Source organism: Floridaenema aerugineum BLCC-F46, assembly GCF_041929345.1.
Taxonomy (GTDB): domain Bacteria; phylum Cyanobacteriota; class Cyanobacteriia; order Cyanobacteriales; family Aerosakkonemataceae; genus Floridanema; species Floridanema aerugineum.
Genome location: NZ_JBHFNQ010000242.1, coordinates 14,523 through 37,375 on the forward strand (window position 1 = coordinate 14,523; position 22,853 = coordinate 37,375).

The 22,853-nt window shown below is 42.4% G+C and carries 18 protein-coding genes; 12 read left to right on the forward strand and 6 right to left on the reverse strand.

Going from position 1 to position 22,853, the window contains the following annotated elements:
• Window positions 1–38 precede the first annotated feature (38 nt).
• Window positions 39–812, reverse strand: a complete 774-nt coding sequence (locus tag ACE1CC_RS33205) for an ABC transporter permease (protein WP_413274712.1) — start codon at window positions 810–812, stop codon at window positions 39–41.
• A 272-nt stretch (window positions 813–1,084) separates the two neighbouring features.
• On the opposite strand from ACE1CC_RS33205, the gene ACE1CC_RS33210 reads away from it, so the two are divergent.
• Window positions 1,085–2,230, forward strand: a complete 1,146-nt coding sequence (locus tag ACE1CC_RS33210; protein ID WP_413274713.1) for a DegT/DnrJ/EryC1/StrS family aminotransferase — start codon at window positions 1,085–1,087, stop codon at window positions 2,228–2,230.
• A gap of 195 nt (window positions 2,231–2,425) precedes the next feature.
• On the opposite strand, the gene ACE1CC_RS33215 is transcribed toward ACE1CC_RS33210, so the two are convergent.
• The gene (locus ACE1CC_RS33215) at window positions 2,426–3,181 is read right to left on the reverse strand and encodes a DUF561 domain-containing protein (RefSeq protein WP_413274714.1); all 756 of its coding nucleotides are present in this window, start codon (window positions 3,179–3,181) and stop codon (window positions 2,426–2,428) included.
• A gap of 397 nt (window positions 3,182–3,578) precedes the next feature.
• Here ACE1CC_RS33215 and ACE1CC_RS33220 point away from each other — a divergent pair, with 397 nt between their 5' ends.
• From ACE1CC_RS33220 to mutT, 3 genes are all read left to right on the forward strand, one after another.
• Window positions 3,579–4,535, forward strand: a complete 957-nt coding sequence (locus tag ACE1CC_RS33220; protein ID WP_413274715.1) for an RNA polymerase sigma factor, RpoD/SigA family — start codon at window positions 3,579–3,581, stop codon at window positions 4,533–4,535.
• Window positions 4,536–4,744: 209 nt separating this feature from the next.
• Window positions 4,745–5,089, forward strand: coding sequence for a DUF760 domain-containing protein (locus ACE1CC_RS33225; protein WP_413274716.1), 345 nt, complete (start codon window positions 4,745–4,747; stop codon window positions 5,087–5,089).
• Between the two features lie 223 nt (window positions 5,090–5,312).
• Complete coding sequence (gene mutT, locus ACE1CC_RS33230) at window positions 5,313–5,720, forward strand: 8-oxo-dGTP diphosphatase MutT (protein ID WP_413274717.1); 408 nt, start codon at window positions 5,313–5,315, stop codon at window positions 5,718–5,720.
• Between the two features lie 115 nt (window positions 5,721–5,835).
• On the opposite strand, the gene ACE1CC_RS33235 is transcribed toward mutT, so the two are convergent.
• Window positions 5,836–7,008 (reverse strand): histidine kinase, encoded by a 1,173-nt coding sequence (locus ACE1CC_RS33235; RefSeq protein ID WP_459563945.1) that lies wholly within the window; start codon window positions 7,006–7,008, stop codon window positions 5,836–5,838.
• A gap of 266 nt (window positions 7,009–7,274) precedes the next feature.
• Between ACE1CC_RS33235 and ACE1CC_RS33240 the strand changes: the two genes are divergently transcribed.
• The 4 genes from ACE1CC_RS33240 (at window position 7,275) to malQ (ending at window position 14,183) form a co-directional block, all read left to right on the forward strand.
• Window positions 7,275–9,038: a DUF2079 domain-containing protein gene (locus ACE1CC_RS33240; RefSeq protein WP_413274719.1), complete on the forward strand. Its 1,764-nt coding sequence runs from the start codon at window positions 7,275–7,277 to the stop codon at window positions 9,036–9,038.
• A 122-nt stretch (window positions 9,039–9,160) separates the two neighbouring features.
• A complete protein-coding gene (locus tag ACE1CC_RS33245) occupies window positions 9,161–10,345 on the forward strand; it encodes a glycosyltransferase family 4 protein (protein ID WP_413274728.1) in 1,185 nt (394 codons plus the stop codon).
• An 86-nt stretch (window positions 10,346–10,431) separates the two neighbouring features.
• Window positions 10,432–12,288 carry an alpha-amylase family glycosyl hydrolase gene (locus tag ACE1CC_RS33250; protein ID WP_413274720.1) on the forward strand — a complete coding sequence of 619 codons (1,857 nt, stop codon included), beginning with the start codon at window positions 10,432–10,434 and terminating at the stop codon, window positions 12,286–12,288.
• A 377-nt stretch (window positions 12,289–12,665) separates the two neighbouring features.
• Complete coding sequence (gene malQ, locus ACE1CC_RS33255; protein WP_413274721.1) at window positions 12,666–14,183, forward strand: 4-alpha-glucanotransferase; 1,518 nt, start codon at window positions 12,666–12,668, stop codon at window positions 14,181–14,183.
• On the opposite strand, the gene ACE1CC_RS33260 is transcribed toward malQ, so the two are convergent.
• The gene (locus ACE1CC_RS33260; RefSeq protein WP_413274722.1) at window positions 14,180–15,346 is read right to left on the reverse strand and encodes an IscS subfamily cysteine desulfurase; all 1,167 of its coding nucleotides are present in this window, start codon (window positions 15,344–15,346) and stop codon (window positions 14,180–14,182) included. The genes malQ and ACE1CC_RS33260 overlap by 4 nt on opposite strands.
• A 203-nt stretch (window positions 15,347–15,549) precedes the next feature.
• Here ACE1CC_RS33260 and ACE1CC_RS33265 point away from each other — a divergent pair, with 203 nt between their 5' ends.
• On the forward strand, window positions 15,550–16,200 hold the full coding sequence (locus ACE1CC_RS33265; RefSeq protein WP_413274723.1) for a CAAD domain-containing protein: 651 nt from the start codon (window positions 15,550–15,552) through the stop codon (window positions 16,198–16,200).
• Window positions 16,201–16,249: 49 nt separating this feature from the next.
• On the opposite strand, the gene ACE1CC_RS33270 is transcribed toward ACE1CC_RS33265, so the two are convergent.
• Window positions 16,250–17,314 carry a WD40 repeat domain-containing protein gene (locus ACE1CC_RS33270; protein ID WP_413274724.1) on the reverse strand — a complete coding sequence of 355 codons (1,065 nt, stop codon included), beginning with the start codon at window positions 17,312–17,314 and terminating at the stop codon, window positions 16,250–16,252.
• Between the two features lie 105 nt (window positions 17,315–17,419).
• Between ACE1CC_RS33270 and ACE1CC_RS33275 the strand changes: the two genes are divergently transcribed.
• From ACE1CC_RS33275 to ACE1CC_RS33285, 3 genes are all read left to right on the forward strand, one after another.
• Window positions 17,420–18,274 carry an FAD-binding domain-containing protein gene (locus ACE1CC_RS33275; protein ID WP_413274725.1) on the forward strand — a complete coding sequence of 285 codons (855 nt, stop codon included), beginning with the start codon at window positions 17,420–17,422 and terminating at the stop codon, window positions 18,272–18,274.
• A gap of 51 nt (window positions 18,275–18,325) precedes the next feature.
• Entirely contained in the window at window positions 18,326–18,739 is a 414-nt protein-coding gene (locus ACE1CC_RS33280) for a hypothetical protein (protein ID WP_413274726.1), read from the forward strand.
• 415 nt (window positions 18,740–19,154) lie between these two features.
• Window positions 19,155–19,790 carry a tetratricopeptide repeat protein gene (locus tag ACE1CC_RS33285; RefSeq protein ID WP_413274727.1) on the forward strand — a complete coding sequence of 212 codons (636 nt, stop codon included), beginning with the start codon at window positions 19,155–19,157 and terminating at the stop codon, window positions 19,788–19,790.
• A 260-nt stretch (window positions 19,791–20,050) separates the two neighbouring features.
• Here the strand turns inward: ACE1CC_RS33285 and ACE1CC_RS33290 are convergent.
• Window positions 20,051–22,853, reverse strand: a 2,803-nt coding sequence (locus ACE1CC_RS33290; protein WP_459563946.1) for a calcium-binding protein, incomplete at its 5' end; no start/stop codon positions are given.

The window sequence follows — 22,853 nt, forward strand, 5'->3', positions numbered from 1 at the left end:
TGAGCGAACCTACCTCTTTTTGCCTGTTCCTTCTCTCACTAAATCTTTAACTGTTCTGCCCAATTAAAAACTTGTCGGGAAATGCCTTGAGTTACTAAAAAAGTGGTGATTAAAGTGGCAAATAACTGAATGAACAAAATCAGCATTTGGTAAAGAGCCGCGTCTAAAGGGTATACTCCACTTAAAAGTTGTCCGGTAAAAGTTCCCGGTAAAGTTACCACGCCCACAACCAACATAGTATTTAAATTAGGAATCATTGCCGCTTTAATTGCTTCTTTGCGGTACAAAGCAACAGCTTGTTGGGGAGTTGCACCTAAACTGAGATGAGTTTCAATTTCTAAACGATTAGAGTTGAGGGAACTAGTCAAACGTTCTAGAGCAATAGCCGCACCATTCATGGCATTTCCTAGTAAAATTCCGGCTAGGGGTATGAAATACTGAGGTTCATACCAAGGTCTTGGTTGTAGTACTAAAAGGTTAATATAAACCAGAGTTAAGGTGGTGCTAATTAACAGCGAAAGCCAAACAACGGGCAATATTTGCGGTATTCTTTGATTAACTCGGTTGCGGGCGACTGTGGCAGCAATTGTCAACATGACAGCTACAACCAGCAAAACAGCCCAAGGATTCTTAAACTCGAAAGCTGCTGCCAGAAAGTAGCCTACCACTAATAGTTGTACGATCGTTTGTATCGTGCTTCTGGCGATCGACCATGACAACCCTAATTTTTGCGTAGCCGACAACCCAATGGCAACCACGATTAGCCCCAAGGATATAACTAATTTTATGGGATCAAGTTGAATTAAATCCACTCGTCAACTTCCTGTATTTTCAAAAGGCAAGGGGGTAGGGGAACTCAAAGGAGCAGGGGAGCAAGAGTAATGGAATAATTATCTTATCTTTGTTCGATCGCAATTATCGATCGCTAACTAGCAAGAATTATTCTTGACTTTGAGCAACTGACTAGCCTTATATTAATTTGAGTACTATATAAGCTTTCTTGGCTTGGAGCCTTCTTGTACTAGCAATTCCTAGTAGTGGTATTCTTTATCGCTAAAACTCTTTTAAAATTTCTGGTAATCGAGTGAACAACATCCCCCCTATTGACTTAGCCCAGCAATACAAAACCATTGAGGAAGAAATAAATACAGCCGTATTGAGCGTACTGGCTTCTGGTCGTTATATTGGTGGCAACACAGTAGAAAACTTTGAGCAACAGTTTGCGGCTTACATTGGAGTTTCCCAAGCTGTCTCCTGTAATTCTGGTAGCGATGCCCTATACTTAGCATTGCGGGCGCTCTCGATAGGCGCTGGCGATGAAGTGATTACCACGCCTTTTACTTTTATAGCCACCGCAGAGGCAATTAGTACAGTCGGCGCAACACCAGTATTTGTCGATATTGATGCCCAAACTTTTAATTTAGATATTAACCAAGTTTCATCTGCCATCACCAGTAAAACTAAGGCAATTATACCAGTGCATTTGTTTGGGCAACCTGTGGATATGACTTGGTTGATGGCAGTGGCGCAAAAGCATAATCTATTTGTTATCGAAGACTGTGCTCAAGCTACGGGGGCGACTTGGAGCGACGGCAAAATTGGTAGCATAGGTCATATCGGTTGCTTTAGCTTCTTCCCCACCAAAAACTTAGGAGCTTTCGGCGACGGAGGCGCAATTACTACCAACGATCGCAAAATAGCCGCTACCGTGAGAATGTTAAAAGAGCATGGTTCTCCAAGTCGCTATTACCATGAAGAAATCGGAGTAAATAGCCGTTTAGATGCTCTACAAGCTGCCATTCTCCAAGTCAAATTAGAACATTTGGAAGCCTGGAATGCCCAACGTTCTCAAGTAGCAGCCCGTTACCAAAACTTACTCGCACCACTCCCCGGAATTGTTTTACCTCAGAGTTTACCAGGTGGGAAAAGTGTCTGGAATCAATACACTATTCGCATTTTAGCCCCGGAAAACCAAGATCAAACCTCCGATCCCAACTCCAGGCGAGATCGAGTACGCACTAAAATGCAGCAGCAAGGTATTACTTCAATGGTTTACTATCCCATTCCCCTGCACTTGCAGCCAGTTTACCAAAATTTAGGCTATCAACCAGGCAGTTTTCCCGTAGCTGAACAAGTTTGCCACCAAGTTTTATCTTTGCCCATGTTCCCCGAATTAAGCAAAGAGCAACAGGAACAGGTAGTTTATGCCCTAAAAGATGCTCTGGCTTAATGCAGGGGAGATGGGGAGATGGGGGGATCTCGGGGCAGGAGGGCTCTTGAGATCTTGAGCAGGGGGGCTCTTGAGCAGGGGGGCTCTTGAGCTCTCGGAGAATTTAAAACTTAAAACTCTTCCTATCTTCCTAACTCAAAACTCAAAACTTAAAACTCTTCCTATCTCCCTAACTCAAAACTCAGAACTCAAAACTTAAAACTTTACTGCCTTCTGCCTTCTGCCTTCTTGCGCCAGCGCTTCAACGATGCTGCGAACGGCTGCTACCATTGCGACTTCGCTGTTTAATTGATTGATGGCAGAGCCAACACCAACGCCTCTGGCTCCAGCGGCGATGGCTAGGGGTGCGGTAACGCTGGAAATGCCGGAAGCACACAACACTGGTACTGAAACGGCACGGGAAATTTCGTAGGCTGCGGCTAGGGTGGGGGCAGCTTTTTCCATCATGCCCAATGTGCCTGGGTGGGTGGGGGCAGCGCTAGTACCGCCTTCAGTTTGGATGATGTCTGCGCCTGCTTTGACTAGTGCTTCGGCTAAGTGTACTTGTTCGGACAGACTTAAAATGTGGGGAACGGTGACAGAGAGGGTAATATGGGGAAGGAGCGATCGCGTTTCCTTAGTAATCTCCAATACCTCTGGAGCTTCAAAACGCCGTCCTTGAGCGTAGAAACTATCGAAGTTACCAATTTCGATCAAATCTGCTCCCGCTTCTACTGCTGTAACAAACAATTCTGGCTCTACAGCCGAAACACAAATTGGTAAGCTAGTAATTTGGCGGCAATGTCTCACCAATTCTGCATCAGCGGCGATATCAACAAAGGTAGCTCCCCCCATTTCGGCAGCTTTTACAATTGCTGCTACTCGCTGGCGATCGAAGTTATTTAACCCACTGATAACCTTTAAAGCGTAACCTTGGTCAAACGCACGTTGTAATACTGTTGAGATCGTCATGGTGCAACTCTTCATCAAAAATTTATGGATTATTGTTGCACTACCTGCGATTATAAGCCAGATCCCTTGGGTAAATTTTCAAAGGCAGGGGGGCAGAGGGGCAGAGGGGCAGAGGGGCAGAGGGGCAGGGGGGCAGAAAGGAAAACTCAAAACTCAAAACTCAAAACTCTCTGACTCCCCTAACCCCAGTCCCCAGTCCCCCCTAAAATCATTACGATTTTGTTTTACAGGATGCAATTTTTACTTAGTTCGTGCTGTACCCTCTATAATCTAATCCCTCGTCGCCTTTACCAAAGCGAGGGGACTGGTGCTAAATAGTGCCAGGAGTACATACAAGACGCTGTACAAATCCACTCATAAACGTTACAATTGTTAATAATACTTAAAGTAAAGCGCCATGAAGACCAGTCAGACATCAACAGATCTTGTGCGCACCTACCTTCGTGAAATTGGTCGGGTTCCCTTGCTGACTCACGAACAGGAGATTATGTACGGTAAGCAAGTACAGCGCTTAACGGCTTTGCAGGCTGAGAAAGAATCTTTGGCTGCTCAGTTAGGTCATGAACCCACTTTTGCTGAGTGGGCGCAGCACTGTGGTCTGTCTGAGACCGAATTGCAGCAGATAGAGAGAGAGGGTGAATACGCCAAGCGTAAGATGGTGGAAGCTAACTTGCGGCTGGTAGTATCAGTCGCCAAAAAATACATAAAACGTAATGTAGATTTATTGGATCTGATTCAGGAAGGTAGTATCGGGATGCAGCGGGGTGTAGAAAAATTTGACCCCACCAAAGGCTACCGATTTTCTACTTATGCTTACTGGTGGATTCGCCAAGCGATTACTCGGGCGATCGCCGAAAAAGGCCGCACGATTCGCTTACCAATTCATATTACTGAAAAACTCAATAAAATTAAAAAAGCGCAACGGCAACTTTCCCAACAGTTGGGCAGAGCAGCCACAGCAGCAGAATTGGCAAAAGAACTAGATTTAACTCCCAAACAAGTCCGGGAATATTTAGAAAGAGCGCGTCAACCATTATCACTAGATTTGCGCGTCGGAGATAACCAAGATACAGAATTGGGAGAGCTTTTAGAAGATACTGGTCTTTCACCAGAAGATTTTGCTGTTCAGTCGGCTCTGCATACAGATTTGGAAAAGCTGATGGCAGAGTTAACACCGCAGCAGCAGCAGGTATTGGCAATGCGTTTTGGTTTGGAAGATGGGCAAGCGTTGACTTTGGCAAAAATTGGCGATCGCCTAAATATTAGCCGCGAAAGAGTCCGCCAAATTGAACGGGAAGCACTCACCAAACTCCGCAAACGTAAAGCTGACATCGATGAATTTATCGCCAGTTAAGATCGGAAATTCACTGAAATAATAGTGTTGCTCAGTGAATTTCTTGATTTTGAATCTGAATTTTAAAAGATGCCATTTTTATAAATAGACTGCTAGAGTAGTGAAAAAGAAACTCTTAAGTAGTCATTTTCGTGCTAGGAACCATAGACTGCTGCCAGAACATCTCAACCAAAAACTGAAGCGGCTGCAAGTAAAAGGGAGATAATCAAGTGAAACATCCATCCAATCGATACCCGGAATTCTCAGGAGATGAGCCAGAATCAAATAATTGGCTGTGGCAATACGTACAATCCCTGAGTCCAGAAACGATCGCTCAACTCTCTAAACCTACATCTGGAGATGTATTTCAGGTGATGGAACGTAATATCATTGGACTTTTGGGAAATTTACCTTCCGAGCAATTTGGGATTACGATTACCACTAATCGTGAGCATTTAGGACGGTTATTAGCGTCAGCGATGATTAGCGGTTACTTCCTGCGGAATGCGGAACAAAGAATGGCTTTCGAGAAGTCTTTACAAGCAACAGAAGCCAACTCCTCAGAAGCCCAATAGTGCGATCAAAGAGGATTAGCTAACTTAATTGCTTGCCTGAATAGAAAATCAAATTACCCAGAAAAAACCCTTTTAAGTACTAAACATTTTGCCTAAAAAACTTCCCTGATTCTCCCCACTTTCTCAAAATCAAGAAAGTAGGGAGATCAACCATTAATGGAAACATTACCTTAATCCTCTTCTGAAGCTCCCCTGCTCCCTTGGCCCCCCTGCCCCCTTGCCCATGTCAGAAACGATTTCCCTACCTCACAAAATCATCGGTGTTGCTGTTATTTGGAACGAACAAGGTAAAATTTTGATCGATCGCCGTCGCCCAGAAGGATTAATGGGAGGATTGTGGGAGTTTCCGGGTGGCAAGTTAGAGCCTGGGGAAACTGTACAAGATTGTATTAAAAGAGAAATTCAAGAAGAGTTAGCTATTAAAGTAGAAATCGGCGACCATTTAATTACTATTGACCACACTTATAGCCAATTTCATGTAACATTAAATGTCTATCATTGTCGCCATGAAAGTGGAGAACCTCAGCCCATAGAATGTGATGAAATTCGCTGGGTGACAGTGGATGAATTACCTAGTTACGAGTTTCCCATAGCTAATTTACAAATTATTCAAGCTTTAAGAGAGATTTGATAATGCTTATCACTAATACAAATAGGAAAACTGATGTTATATGAAATAGCCAATTCCTCAGTCATTTGTCAATCTCTTTACCAATGACCAATGACTAATGACAAATGACCAATAACTAACGATAAACAGGAAGAGTAAAACTAAAACAACTGCCACCTTTTGCCACAGAATCTACCCAGATTCGACCATAGTGAGCGCGAATAATACGTTGGCAAAGGGATAAACCAATTCCGTATCCTTCTTTATCTCGATCGCGCTTGAGGCGATAGTGTTCTTCAAAAATAGCTTCGCGGTCTTCTTCAGGCACACCAAGACCATTGTCACCTACACTAACCTGAACTTTTTGGGTAGTTCGATGTAAGATAGAAATTTCAATTGTACCACCTTCGGGAGTATATTTGTTGGCGTTATCCAAAAGATTTACTAACACTTGACGCACTCTTTCTGGGTCAGCGTAAACTAAAGGCAGGTCATTGGGAATATCAGTTTTTAAGTCTTGAGATTTGCTTTCAAATCGATGTTTTAAACAATCGATTACATCTTTGCAAAGTACAGCTAAGTCTAGCTTTTTCGGTAAAATACGCAGTTCGGCACAACTTCCCTGTGCTGCTTGTAAAATATCAGTAATCAGCCGTTCAATATTGAGAGATTGCATCCGCGCTTGTTTAATTAAACGCATGGTTAAAGCGGGTGATAATTTTGGGCTGAATCCGGTTTCAATGTTGTAATTATTTTGTAGTGTTTCTAGGGCGATTAAGGAAGCAGTTAGCGGGTTGCGAAGATCGTGAGCTAACATGGCAATGATGCGGTCTTTAAACTGCAATTGCTGTTGCAATTCCTCTTTCTCTTTCTTTAAGCGAAATATTTCTTCTGAGAGGCGAATCAGTTCGGCAAAATCAGCGAAGCAAGGGGTATTTTGAGTATTACTGTTAGGCCATTCGTGCAGTTTTACGTAATCTTCGGCACTGTTTTTCCAACGAGGCCACCAATCTTGTAACTGGGTGAGTAAATTACTTCCTGCTAGTGTTTGGCGTGGTGGTGGGTGAATTTTGACTAAGGCTGGTGTTGCTACTAGTTTGAAGTGTTCGGCGAGGTATGGTTGTTGTCCAACATCGACTATCTCAAGTTCAAAGGGGTAATCACTCCTGAGATGTTCTAGATAGACAAGAAGCCGCTGTAGTTGCTCATGGGAACTCGGACGCTGGTCTACAAATAATAATAGCTGTAGAGGCGTTTGGGGATGAGTTAATTTTTCAGCATCTGTTGGTATGCAATCTCTATTCACCACGGCGGACAAATTGTTAAACCTTTTCTAGAAGTTGACGATCGCGAAACCTGTTCCAGGTAGAATAGCTTACCCATAACTCCTATATCTATAAGCTATCGCGTTTTGGGTACTTGCGGAGCCTGGTACTATTGAAAACTGTATTTATTTTGACCCGAAAGTGGCTATGCCATGTCAAACCGGGGGTGGTAAAAGCATTGTCGGTAGTATCTTGAGTAATTGAAAGCAATGTGAGAGGCTGATCATCGGCGTTGAATGTTAAGTGAGTGATGGTACTAAACGGGAGGAAATATCCCTATTTCAGAGGGGTGATTGCTGTAGCGAGCGCGTTTTTCGTGCTGATGTTGGGTTTGACTCTGCATCGTTATTTCACGTTTTACGCTTCCTACGACCAAGGAATATTTAATCAGGTGTTTTGGAATGGGATTCACGGTCGATTTTTTCAAAGTTCTCTGTCCTCCCAGTTATCGACGAACGTAGTCCACAACGGTGAAGTACCGTCTGTGTTTTATCACAGGTTAGGGCAGCATTTCACACCAGCTTTGTTGCTCTGGATACCCTTGTACTCATTGTTTCCCGCTCCTACAACCTTGACTGTATTGCAGGTTACTTTGGTTACTGCTGCTGGTTTAGTTTTGTACTCCTTAGCTAGACAATATCTGCAACCACGTCTGGCAGCAATAATTACTTTTGGTTTTTATGGTGCTAATGCAATTATCGGCCCTACTCTCTCTAACTTCCATGATATCTGCCAAATCCCCTTATTTATGTTTGGGTTACTTTTGGCGATGGAAAAACGTTGGTGGTGGCTGTTTGGTTTATTGGCTGTACTGATTTTAGCAGTCAGGGAAGATGGGGGAGTGAGTTTATTTGGTGTGGGTTTTTACATGATGGCTAGCCGGAGATTTCCCCGGATTGGTTTAGGGGTTTGTGTTCTGGCTTTTGGTTATATGCTGGTGTTGACTAACCTAATTATGCCCATATTTTCGGCGGATATTTCCCAACGATTTATGATGGAAAGGTTTGGTCAGTATGCCCAGGGAACTGAGGCTTCTACTGTAGAAATTATCTGGGGAATGGTTACGAATCCTTGGCGGTTGTTTGTAGAATTAATTACGCCGCTCGACCGAACTATCACTTATTTTTTGGCACATTGGTTGCCTTTTGCTTTTGTCCCTGCTGTTTCGCCGACGGCTTGGGCGATCGCAGGTTTTCCTTTGCTAAAATTACTCTTGGGTCAAGGTCAGTCGGTACTAGCAATTAATATTCGCTACGCTATGACTGTGGTTCCGGGACTTTGCTACGGTACAATTCTTTGGTGGGCAGCCGGAAGGGAAAAATTAATTGATGCGCCTGTCAGAGATTTAATCGCTGGTGGTTTAATTTCTTTACGTCATTTCTTTGCTTACCCAATTTTTCGGGGTGTGGAAGAAACAATTGGTAAGTTGGTTAATTGGTGGGAAAAACACCCGAAATTGCTGAAATTATCGATGCAGAGGTTTTGGATTATTTGTATCTGCCTTTCGCTGGTGTTTACTTTCACTTCTAACCCAAATCGTACTCTATCTTTTCTGGTACCTGACTCAATTCGCCCTTTGGTATATGTACCAATAAATATTCAGTGGAAGCACGCAGGTAGTATTCGTAACCTATTAGATAGAATTCCAGCAGATGGGAGTGTGGCAGCAACTACTTATATAGTGCCTCATCTGTCTGGCAGACGGGAGATTATTAGGTTTCCAGCTTTGCAGTTTCGTAACGATCTCAAAGAGGTGGTAAGTGTAGATTATGCGATCGCAGATTTATGGCAATTAAACAAATACCAAGTCGCCTTTAAAACCGATTGCCAAATTTTACAAGATAGCGTGCGAACTATTGATAAGATATTTGGTAATGGCTTATACGGAATAATTGGCTTTGAAGATGGAGTTATTCTTATGCAGAAAGCAGCACAATCTAATCCCGATGCTGTTTCTGCATGGCAGATATTCCGTAAGGAAATCACGCCAATCTTAAATAAACCCAAGTGTTAGAGCCAACCAGGGAAAGATTTTCTTAACATAACTAAACTCGGTAAGCTACAATGACCATACTGATAGTATTGGTTTGTAATGTAGCTTACTTAAACTCTCTTAGCTTATTGGAATTGGTACTGATGAAAATTCTGGTGTTATCTTGGGAATTTCCGCCGCGAATTGTGGGAGGAATTTCTCGTCACGTAGCAGAACTATACCCGGAATTAGTCAAACTGGGGCATGAAGTCCATTTGATTACATCAGAGTTCGGGGAAGCACCGATGTATGAATTGGTAGAAGGGATACATATACACCGGGTACCAGTAAGCTGGGGGCATGATTTTCTGCACTGGGTTGGCAATTTGAATAATAGCATGGGTGTTCATGGCGGAAAACTGATTATGGAAGAGGGGCCATTTGATGTCATTCATGCTCATGATTGGTTGGTAGGAGATGCGGCGATCGCTCTGAAACATTATTTCAAAATTCCTTTAGTAACGACGATTCATGCCACAGAATATGGTCGTTATAATGGAATTCATAATTATCAGCAACGTTACATTTGTGAAAAGGAAAAACGCTTGACTTATGAATCTTGGCGAGTGATTGTTTGCACGGAATATATGCGCCAAGAAGTCAGCAGAGTTTTAGTTACTCCCCAAGATAAAATAGATGTCATTTATAATGGCATTCGCGCCGAAAAGAAAAATGGTAACGGTTTCGATCGCCAAGAATTTCGTCGCCGCTTTGCCAAAGATGATGAAAAAATTGTCTATTATGTGGGGAGAATTTCTCACGAAAAAGGTGTTTGGTTGCTGTTAAATGCTGCACCTAGAGTAATTTGGGAAATGAAAGGAAAAGTTAAAATTGTGATCGTTGGTGGTGGTAACACCGATCATCTTAAAAAACAAGCTTGGCAAATTGGAATTTGGGATAATTGTTGTTTTACTGGTTTCATGTCTGATGAAGATTTGAATAAATTCCAAACTATTGCTAATTGTGCGGTTTTTCCCAGTCTTTATGAACCTTTTGGAATTGTGGCGTTAGAAAGTTTTGCGGCGAAAGTACCTGTGGTAGTTTCAGATACAGGCGGTTTGCCGGAAGTAGTGCAACATGGTAAAACTGGGATCGTAACTTGGACAAATAATGCGGATTCCTTAGCTTGGGGAATTTTAGAAGTTTTGCGTAATCCAGAGTTATCACAGCATTTAGTAGAAAATGCTTACAAAGATTTGAAACAGCGGTTTTGTTGGGCTGGTTTAGCTTTACAGACTCAAGATGTTTATCAGCGAGTGGTTAAAGAAAGAAATCACGTTATGTGGTAAATTAGTAAAAATTCCGGGAGTTGATAGTTGACTACTGAATAAGGAACTTGAACCACATTTCAGACATAAAGGTAACATAACATCAAATGAAACTTTTACCATTAGATAAGTTAGGCGCTAGAGAAATCTCCGATGGGGTGATTAATTTTGGGTTATTTTTGCCTTGGGTTTCTGCTAATAATGGTAATCAATTAAAGGTGAAAATTATTCATGAACAGGATCAATTTCTCCAATTTATTCAACCAGTAGAATTTTCTTTAAATTATGCGATCGATCCCGAATACGGCGATTATTGGTCAGCTACAGTAAACATCAAAAATCACCCAAAACCCCATCCTAAATCTGCTTGGGGAACTCCTGGTAAATACGTTTATCGTTATTGTTTGTTTAATCCAAATCGAGGAGAAATTGATTGGATTATCGATCCATTCGCCAGAGAATTTGGTATCGGTAAATTATCTGCCATTACCTTGGGATATCAAGACCATCAATGGAGTGAAAATGAATTAGTTTGGAAAACTCCTGCACTCCAAGATTTGGTGATGTATGAGTTAATGATTAACGAATTTGGTGGTGATATTGCTGGGACAATTGAACGATTGGATTATCTGGCAGATTTGGGAATTAATTGCCTAGAAATCATGCCAGTTTCTAATGTGGGAATGACTGTAGATTGGGGATTTTTACCTATAGGTAATTTTGGTGTCGATGAAAGATTTGGTAACAGAAAGAACCTGCAAGAATTAATTGATGCAGCACACCAAAGAAACATAGCGGTAATTTTAGATGTAGTTTATGGTCATACCAGCGAACATTTTCCTTACAGCTATATTTATAGGCAATTAGGTTATTACGAAAATCCATTTATGGGTGCATTCGCCAAAGATTACTTCGGGGAAAGTACTGATTTTAATCGTCAGTTTACTCAAGACTTTTTCTTTACAGTTAATTACTACTGGCTAGACCGTTATCATGTTGATGGATTTCGCTATGATTGCGTCCCTAATTACTGGGATGGTGCTACGGGAAAAGGTTATGCTAATTTAACTTATCAGACATATCAAACAGTTAAACAAAAGCAAAGTGCTGGGGGACATTGGCAAAAGTTTTTCCACAATGGCGAGATTAACTTGATTCAATGTGCGGAACAATTGGAAGAACCAAAGGGAATTTTGGAAAAAACTTATAGCAACTGCACTTGGCAAAATTCGACCTTGGATGCGGCTAAGGGAGTGGCTTCTGGTAATCGTTTTTCTTTAACAGAATTGGGTTTTCAGTTTGGTTTAGAGGGTTATCCTACTGAGGAAGTAAGGAATGGCGATCGCATCAGCAAAACCGCACTACAATACATAGAAAATCACGACCATTCCCGCTTTGTCTGCAACTTTGGCACCATATTTCGAGATAATGAATTACTCCAAGAAGGTAATCGAGATTTATGGTACAAAGTACAACCTTATTTGATAGGAATGTTTACTGCTAAAGGTATTCCTTTACTTTGGCAAGGTCAAGAATTAGGGGAAAATTATTACCTTCCTTATGCGGGATTTGGACGAGTAATGTTATTCCGTCCAGTACGTTGGGATTATTTTTATGACCCAATTGGTCAAAGTGTAATTTCTTTAGTTAGAAACTTGATTCATTTGCGTAACCAACATCCCGAATTTCGGAATGGTGAACATTTCTTTTATAATAATTATGACCGTTATCAATCAAAAAATGTGTTGCTTTTCTCACGCTATGACAGTAAAAGTTTTAGTTTGGTAGCACTCAATTTTGGTAATTCCGATCAAACAGTTCCTTTCTGGTTTCCTATTAGTGGAGATTACCAAGAACAACTGCATGGAGTAAATAATTTGACTAATGTTCCCAGCGAGCAAGAATATTGGTTAACTATTCCTAGTAACTATGGACGCATTTGGACAGTGAAGAAATCTTTGTGAAATAAGTAGGTAGATATAAATAAAGTGAAAACTGAGGCGGGCTAGGAGAGCCCACCCCACAGTAGGGGCAATTCATGAATTGCCCCTACTGTGGGGTGGGCATCCTGCCCGCCCCATCCTTAAATAACTATTATCACTTTATTTATTTACACCTACTTAATAGCTAGATTAATAGCTAAATTAAAGATAGGGACACGCTACGCGAACACCCATACTATATGCAAAGGTTAACTTTATGTAGGCTTTGCTCTGAAAATCACTCTTAAGGCTTATGCTGGAGACTGCGAAGATTTAGTATTATCCGGTAGGTAAAGGGAAATTATCTCTTTGGTTTAAGCTCAAATTTGTGAGCTTCTATTTCTTATTTATGGGAAACTATGACTTTGCAGCGTTCTAGTGGTATTTTACTACATCCTACTTGTTTACCGGGCGAATTTGGCATTGGTGATTTAGGACAAGCAGCTTATAATTTTGTGGATTTTTTAGTTGAAAGCGGTCAAAAATTTTGGCAGGTGTTACCGTTAGGGCCAACGGGATATGAACACTCGCCTTATACTATGAATTATAGTGCTTTTGCTGGCAATCCGTTGATGATTTCTTTGGAAAAATTAGTAAGTGAAGGATTGCTAAAATCGGAGGAATTAAAACCTGTTGCGGCGAGTGAAAAAGGTGCTTACGATCGCGTTAACTTCGACGAAGTAATTCCCCATAAATATGAGTATTTGAAATTAGCGTTCGATCGCTTTCGCTTAACTATCAAAGATCGGCAAAATCCTGAATTAGAAAACTTTTGTCAGGAACAAGCTTGGTGGTTAGATGATTATGTCCTTTTTATGTCACTTTTAGAAGTGCATAATGGACAAGCTTGGAATTATTGGGAAAAGGCAATTGCTAGAAGAGAACCGCAAGCAATTAAAGAACAAAAGTCAGCTTTAAAAGACTTAATTTTGTATCATCAATTCTTACAATTTAAGTTTTTTGAACAATGGAAAGCGTTACGTAAATATGCCAATGAGAAAAACATTCAAATTATTGGCGATGTTTCCATTTATGTTTGTCATAATAGCGCAGATGTTTGGGCGAATCAAGAAAATTTTGCCCTCGATCCCGAAACTTTAGAATCTGCTTGGATGGCTGGTGTTCCCCCGGATTATTTTAGCGAAACTGGGCAATTGTGGGGAAATCCTGTTTATAATTGGGAACATTTACAAAGCACGAATTATGCTTGGTGGATTGACAGATTTAAAGCGACTTTGCAATATGTAGATATTGTGAGAATCGATCATTTTCGGGGTTTTGAAGCTTTCTGGCGCATCCCTGCTGGAGAAACTACGGGATTAAAAGGGGAATGGATTAAAGCGCCTGGGGAGGACTTTTTTGAAAAGTTGGGCAAAGCTTTAGGAGATCTCCCGGTTTTAGCGGAAGATTTGGGAATTATAACTCCAGAGGTGGAGGAGTTGCGCGATCGCTTTAACTTCCCCGGAATGCGAATTTTAATGTTTGCTTTTGCCGATGATTCTACCAATCCTTACTTACCCCATAATTACATCCCGAATTCTGTGGTTTATCCCGGCACTCACGACAATGATACGATAATTGGTTGGTGGGAAAAAGCGAGTGACAAAGAAAAGCTATACATTGCAGAATATTTAGGCTATTCCCATTACCAAGAAATCAAAGAAATCAATTGGGTTTTCATTCGGATGGCGCTAGCTTCTGTTTCCAATTTAGCAATAATTGCTTTACAAGATGTTTTAGGATTGGATAATCGCGCCCGGATGAATGACCCTAGTGTGAATGCGGGAAATTGGCGATGGCGGTTTACTAGTTCCGATTTGTTGAGTGAAGAATTGAGCGATCGCTTACGAAAAACAACTCAACTTTACAACCGTTAAATAGAACTAAAAACCGTCTGTAATGGTTTAACAGTCTTGCACAAATGTTCGGCGGCTAGGTCAATTTCTAACTCATTATTAAACCGACCAATTCCAAAGCGAACTGACGCAAAAGCCAACTCTGGCGAGTGTCCTAAAGCTGTTAAAACATGAGAAGGAGAAGCTTTCGTCGAAGTGCAAGCCGATCCCGAAGATACGGCAATTATTGGTTGTAATCCCAATGCAAGTGCAGCACCATCTACATTTTTCACACTGATATTTAAGTTTCCTGCTAATCTTTGAATCGGATGACCATTTAACACAATGCCATGCAGTTGACAAATTTTTGCCCACAACCTCTGACGTAAATTCGTCAGTCGTTTTGCTTCCGAATCCATTTCGGAAAGTGCCAACTCTACTGCTTTAGCAAAACCAACAATTTGGGGAGTGTATAATGTTCCCGATCGCATTCCCCGTTCATGTCCACCACCGTGCATTTGTGGCGATAATTTCACTCTCGGATTACGTCTTCTGACATACAAAGCACCGATTCCTTTTGGCCCATAAATTTTATGTGCCGTCAAAGACATTAAATCAATTTTCATTGCTTCTACGTCTAAGGGAATTTTGCCGATCGCTTGCGCTGCATCAGTGTGAAAAAGTACTTCATTTTCTCGACAAATAGCCCCGATTGTTGCTAAAGGTTGCAAAACGCCAATTTCGTTATTTGCCGTCATTACGGAAACTAAAATTGTATCAGGACGAATTGCTTTCACCAACTCAGTTAAATCAATTAATCCATCATTTTGCACTTGCAGAAAAGTAACTTCAAACCCCAAAGATTCTAAATAGTGGCAAGGGTCAAGAACAGCATTATGTTCGGTTTGAACAGTAATAATATGTCGTCCTTTTTTAAAATAAGCTTCTGCTACACCTTTAATGGCTAAATTGTTAGCTTCCGTTGCACCGCTAGTAAAAACAATTTCTTCTGGTGTGGCGTGAATCGCCTCTGCTAAAATTTGTCGAGACTCCTTCACAGCGGCTTCGGCTTCCCAACCGTAGACATGACTGATACTAGCAGGATTGCCAAAATGTTCTCGGAAGTAAGGAAGCATCGCGGCTAATACCCGTTCGTCGAGGGGTGTAGTCGCATGGTTATCTAGATAAATTGGACGGTGAGACATACCTATTGGTTTAAAACACAACACAATTTAGACAATACAATGTAGCTTACGAGAGAGGGCGTATCCAGCTACAGATAGTTACACAAGTTTGACAAACTAAAATAATCTTATCAATTATGTCTAAGTCCTTTAGTACGATCGCTTAATCCTGATAGTCTTGTTTCGTAAGCATTCGTTTCAATTGTAGTTCTCGAAAAATCAAAATGGAACCTGAAGCTGAAAATCCAACTACACCAACTCCTCCAGAAATAGAACCGATTAAGAAAAAAGAGGAGAAAGTCGCACCTCCACCACCTGAAGATGTACAGGTTAAAACCGAAGTGACATCTCCCCCACCGTCCACAACTACGGAAAATTTAACTGTAAAAGCAGAGATGACACCTCCTACACCACCCACACCACCTACACCCTCACCAACAATGCAAACTCCCAAAGTCGAAACCACCCCCCCAGTAGAAGTGCAACTACCCAACGTAGAAATTAAGGTATCAGGTTCACCTGATGAACCGGATTTTACCACCACCACCCAAACTCAGTGGCAACAATTCGGTGAACAAATCTCAGAAATACTCGATCGCTTACCTGATTCTGTGGGTAATTTCTTCAGAGATTATCAACGACCTTTAACAGTTGTTGGAGCAATTATAGCCAGTATCATTGCTCTGAAAGTGATCTCAGGCTTACTGGATACTTTTAATGAAATTCCCTTCTTTGAACCTTTCTTTCAGCTAATTGGTATTATCTACTCAGGTTGGTTTGTTTACCGTTACTTACTCAATGCTGGTAATCGCCAAGAACTCTGGCAAATAATAGATGATTATAAAGCCCAAGTTTTTGGTAGTAAAAAGCCGTAGATTTGTAGCAGTAGAGACGTTTCATGAAACGTCTCTACAATCTGCTTTACTACTGTAAACGCCAAATTCTAATACTCGTATCTTTAGCGCCACTACCACCAGTAACCAGGGTTTTGCCATCAGGACTAAAAGCTACTGATTCTACTTTGTCGGCGTGTCCAGCAAGACTTTGTAAAACATTTCCATTGCTAATATCCCAAATTTTTACTTGACTAGCTTGGTCGCCACTAGCAAGAGTGTTTCCATCAGGACTAAAAGTTACAGAAAAAACCGGACTTTCATCTTTAAAAGTGTTTAGTAATTCGCCATTTTCCGTATTCCAAATTTTAATTGCGCCGTCATGGGAACTACTAGCTAATCTTTTACCATCGGGACTAAAAGCAACTGACCAAACTGCATAATTACTGTGTCCGGTGAGATTTCGCAGCAATTTTCCGTTGGTAATATCCCAAAGTTTTACGGTTAAATCTTGATTACCACTGGCGATCGTTTTGCCATCTGGACTAATCGCAACTGATAAAATCATCCCAGCATTAGGACGCAAAGTTCGTTGTAAATTCCCAGTTCTGGCATTCCAAACTTTAATTGTTCCGTCGCCACTTCCGCTGACTAAAGTTCTGCCATCAGGACTAATCGCTACTGAATAAATGCCGCCGGAATGACCAGAAATTGTCCTTTGCAATCTTCCGGTTTTTAAATCCCAAATTCTGATAGTGCGATCGCTACTTCCACTCACTAAACTTGTACCATCTTTACTAATTGCTACCGCTAAAACTGGCGCTGTATGTCCAGAAACAGTTCTTTGTAATTCACCTGTTTGCAAATTCCAAACTTTAATAGTTCGATCGCTACTACCTGTAACCAAAGTTTCACCATCAGGACTAATTGCAATACCCTTAACTCCGCCGGAATGCCGAGAAATAGTTTTTGCCAGCGTAAAACTTGCTGGGGAAGTTTCTTGAGCATTTACACTATTAATAAATCCCTGTGCTTCTGTCTGGGGATAGATTTTTACAGGAACTCCCGTCAAAATTAACAAAAACACAGTGAATAAAGACCAATTTTTCCGCTGGCTGAAATTTATGACTAAAGGAATTTGGGGAAGGAAACGCATATTCTCACTCCTAAAAGATGAACAAAAGTAGTTTAGTAAATTTGGTGGTTTCCTCAGATATCAGTTACCCTAAAAACAGTGGAAAAAACGGGAAATGGATGTACAATGACTAAAGATATGCAACGCGAATTTACTAACCGCGATGAATTAGTTACTTACCTTAGAGAGCAATTTCCCGATGCAACAACGCAAGATGAACATATTAGCGAAACATTGGGTGGAAGGAAAGCAGGCCAGAAAATGCTAGACAAAATTGAGCCAGTAAGTTACGCTAAATCGCGCAATTTCTTAACTGGTGCTGTCACTAAGCTTTCACCTTATATTCGCTATGGCGTACTCAGTTTAGCAGAAGTGCGTGATACTGTTTTAGGAAAAGTGCAAAATCAAGATGATGCTACCAAATTAATTAACGAGTTGGGTTGGCGAGACTATTGGCAAAGATTATACGCCCAATTGGGAGATAAAATTTGGCAGGATCGAGAACCATACAAAACTGGTTATACTGTTAAAGATTATGCAGATACTCTTCCAGAAGATATTATTTCGGGAAGTACTGGTTTAGTTTGTATCGATAATATTAGCTCGGATTTGCGATCGCACGGGTACTTACACAACCATCAAAGAATGTGGTTAGCAGCCTATATTGTGCATTGGCGAAGGGTGCGTTGGCAAGTTGGCGCAAAATGGTTTTTATCACATTTATTAGATGGAGATCCTGCTAGTAATAATCTTTCTTGGCAATGGGTTGCTAGTACTTTTAGTCATAAGCCATACTTTTTTAATCGGGAAAATTTAGAACGTTATACAGAAGGAGTTTATTGTCGTCAATGTCCTTTATATGGTAAATGTGATTTTGAGGGAAATTATGAGGATTTGGAAAAGCGTTTGTTTCCTAAAGCTGCACCTTTAGAAAATCGTAGCGGGAGTCAAAGTTGGCAAAAAGGAAAACGGCGAGGTTGAGATTCTTTTTTAAACCACAGATGAACACAAATGACAAATGACAAATGACAAATGACTAAAATTATTTGGATACATGGTGATTGTTTGAGTCCTCAAAATCCCGCTTTGTTAGCATATCCTGATGCGCCTGCTATTTGGGTTTGGGATGAAGCGTTACTTAAAGAATGGCAAATTAGTCTGAAACGAATTACTTTTATTTATGAATGTTTGTTGGAGTTACCTGTGGTGATTCGTCGCGGTAATGTGGCAAATGAGGTGTTAGCTTTTGCCAAAGAACATCATGCTGATACTGTGGTGACTGCGGAAAGTCCTAGTCCGAGATTTCAAGAGATTTGTGGGGAAATTGAGAAAGAGTTGGATTTGTTGGTGGTGGCGATCGATCCTTTTTTAGATTATGACGGTTACATTGATTTGAAACGTTTTTCCCGCTATTGGAAAGTCGCCCAAAGATATGTTTTTAAATGAAAATTGGATGCAGTAATTTTTCTTAAACTTTAAACCTTGCCGTTAGTATCTATTCCTTTTTCACTTACGGTAAATTAGAGTAGTGAATTTATGAAGCGATCGCATTTAATTTATTACCAAAAAATCTGCTCTCTTTAAGAAAACGCATTTACGCATATTTTTGGCAATTCACTTTTGACTTTACCTTCATCTATTTAACTATGAATTACAGGTATAGACTACTTACTCCTATTTTGCCACTAGCTATTATCCTTGCTGTGTTGATTTCAGGGTGTGGTAACAGTACATCAACCCCAACAGTCACTCATCACCTGTATCTGACATTCCTGATAATGCCTCTCAGCTGTTTAGGCGAGCGGCGCAAAAATTAGATAATAAAGATTATAGAGGAGCCTATGAAGATGCTGATAGAGCCTTGCAAATTCACTCTAATTTTGCAGATGCTCACTTAATTAGAGGAGTTTCTCGCTTTGCTCTTGGAGAACAGCAACAAGGAATAGACGATGTACAAACAGCAGCACAAATATATAATAATAAAGGAATTAAAGATAGATATGAATTAGCTCAAAAATGGCTAAATGAAAACAATCAAACAAATATTCAATCAACACCAAACAATAGCTCTATCGATCCTTGTCAAGAACGTATCGATTCACTTACGTCACAACTTAATCAAGCTCTAGGCAACCTTCCCGGAGATCCAGTAGGTCAAATGGGAGTAACTAATCGACGTGAATATCATTATATGTTACAAGAAGCTAGATCGCTTTATACAGATCCTAACTGTCCCAGCGCCAGACAACAGATTGGAACATCATTTAGAAGTGCTTGGCAAACTCAAATCCGAGCAAAGCGTGAGTATAGAAGAATCTTCACTTCTAGTATTAAAGGTCAGTGTGATACAACCTGTAGTTTGTCAAATATAGGTGGAAATCCTGATAATTCTTGCCAGGACAGATGTCAACAGTCTTATGCTAATGAATTGAGAAGCCAAGATAGAGAGTATGAGATCGAAATGGAGGAAATGGATCGCTTTTTTTCTGGAAGATAGGGGATTACTCCTTAATTTACATCGAAATTAAGTAGCTTGCTCTGAGCGATCGCCAATTCTCCATCCATCCAAATTAAAGTGCGATCGCACTCACCCGTATTCGCCACAATAGAAACCCGGTTTCTTAAAGAAACCGGGTTTCTGAAGTATTTTTCCACCTACCCCAAAGTCAAAACTTCTGCCGGAAAATCAACCACAAGGCAGTAGGTTGGGTACTGCCCAACCTACCTACTTCACACAGTCATTCCGCCAGCAAAAGCCTACGGAACAAAGGTGTAATCTGTTGCCAGCGGTGTTACGCCAAGCACAACACCGATGAGATCATTATTAGTAACGTTCCGAATCTCGGTATTTAAACCCGTTAGATCCAGAACCAGCGAGTAGTCAGCTAGAGCTCCTTTCAGTTGGATTTTATCTATACCCACCTCAAAGTCTTGAATAATTGCCTGACTGAGAATGTTTTGGTAGAAGACACCAGTGCTATCGCCCAGCACAAAAGTATCTGCGTCCGACCCACCAGTTAAAGTGTCTTCCTCCAAAGAGGTAGGATCAGCTGTTCCGCCGATGAGTGTATCACTTCCAAGGCCGCCCAGGAGGTTGTCGCTATCCGCACCGCCATTCAGGATATCGTTTTCCGTACCGCCATCCAGGAAGTCAGCACCAATGCCACCCAACAGGCTGTCACTACCCGCTTCGCCAAACAGGAAGTCGAGACCTGCACCACCATCCAGGATGTCTATGTCATTACCACCTGACAGGAAGTCGTCACCCTCATCACCAAACAATGTGTCACTCTGATCGCCACCTAACAGGAAGTCGTTACCCATTTCGCCATTCAGGAAATCGTTGTCCGTACCGCCATCCAGGAAGTCGTCACCATCACCACCCAACAGGGTGTCTTGGCCCGTATTGCCATTCAGGATGTCGTTACCCGCATTGCCATTCAGGATGTCGTTGTCAGCACCGCCATCAATGGTGTCGTTACCATCACCACCCAACAGGCTGTCATTACCAGCATCTCCCAACAGGGTGTCGTCGTCAGCACCACCATCAAGGGTGTCGCTACCATCACCGCCCAACAGGGTATCAAAACCAAGACCACCATCGAGGATATCGTTTTCCGTACCGCCATTCAGGCTGTCATCACCATCACCACCCAACAGGCTGTCGTTACCCGCGCCGCCCAGCAGGGTGTCGTTGTCAGCACCGCCATCAATGGTGTCGCTACCAAGACCACCCAACAGGCTGTCATCACCCGCGCCGCCATCTAGGATATCGTCTTCCGTACCGCCATCAATGATGTCGTTACCAAGACCGCCCAACAGGCTGTCAAAACCCGCACCACCATTCAGGCTGTCATCACCATCACCACCCAACAGGCTGTCGTTACCCGCGCCGCCCAGCAGGGTGTCGTTGTCAGCACCGCCATCAATGGTGTCGCTACCAAGACCACCCAACAGGCTGTCATCACCCGCACCACCATCCAGGATATCGTCATCAATACCGCCATTGATGGTGTCGTTACCATCACCGCCCAACAGGCTGTCAAGACCTGCTCCACCATTCAGGAAGTCGTCTTCTGTACCGCCATCAAGGGTGTCGTTACCATCGCCGCCCAACAGGGTGTCCAGACCTGCATCGCCTAGCAAGTTGTCATCACCAACATTGCCAAACAAGCTGTCATTACCAATTCCACCCAGCAGGGTGTCGTCATCAATACCGCCATTGATGGTGTCGTTACCATCACCGCCCAACAGGCTGTCCAGACCCGCACCACCATTCAGGAAGTCGTCTTCTGTACCGCCATCAAGGGTGTCGTTACCATCACCACCCAACAGGGTGTCTAGACCTGCATCGCCTAGCAAGTTGTCATCACCAACATTGCCAAACAAGCTGTCATTACCAATTCCACCCAGCAGGGTGTCGTCATCAATACCGCCATTGATGGTGTCGTTACCAAGACCACCCAACAGGCTGTCATTACCAATTCCACCATTCAAGATGTCGTTGTCAGCACCACCATCAAGGGTGTCGTTACCATCGCCGCCCAACAGGGTGTCTAGACCTGCATCGCCTAGCAAGCTGTCATCACCAACATTGCCAAACAAGCTGTCATTACCCGCTCCACCATTCAAGGTGTCGTTGTCAGCATCGCCATCAAGGGTGTCGTTACCAAGACCACCCAACAGGTTGTCATTACCCGCATCGCCATTCAGGAGATCGTTGTCAGCACCACCATCGAGGGTGTCGTTACCATCACCGCCCAACAGGGTGTCTTGACCTGCATCGCCAAGCAAGCTGTCATCACCAACATTGCCAAACAAGCTGTCATTACCCGCTCCACCATTCAAGGTGTCGTTGTCAGCATCGCCATCAAGGGTGTCATTACCAAGACCACCCAACAGGAAGTCATTACCCGCACCGCCATTCAGGAAGTCGTTGTCCGCACCGCCATCGATCGTGTCGTTACCATCGCCGCCCAACAGGGTGTCTTGACCTGCATCGCCTAGCAAGCTGTCATCACCAACATTGCCAAACAAGCTGTCATTACCAATTCCACCATTCAGGAGATCGTTGTCAGCACCACCATCGAGGGTGTCGTTACCATCACCGCCCAATAGGGTGTCCAGACCTGCATCACCTAGCAAGTTGTCATTACCAACATTGCCTAGCAAGCGATCGTTACCAATTCCGCCATCCAGGGTATCATCGTCAGCACCACCATCGAGGCTGTCGTTACCATCACCGCCCAGCAGGGTGTCTTGACCTGCATCGCCTAGCAAGCTGTCATCACCAACATTGCCAAACAAGCTGTCATCACCCGCACCGCCATTCAGGAGATCGTTGTCAGCACCACCATCGAGGGTGTCGTTACCATCACCGCCTAACAAGGTGTCGTTACCAGCTTCGCCCCACAGTTGATCGTCTTCCGTACCGCCATCGAGGATGTCGTTACCATTACCACCCAGCAGGTTGTCGTTGCCAGCTTCACCTAATAGAGTATCATTGCCCGGTGTAGGATCATTTCTATCATTTGCGTCACCCCACATCTGGTCGTTGCCA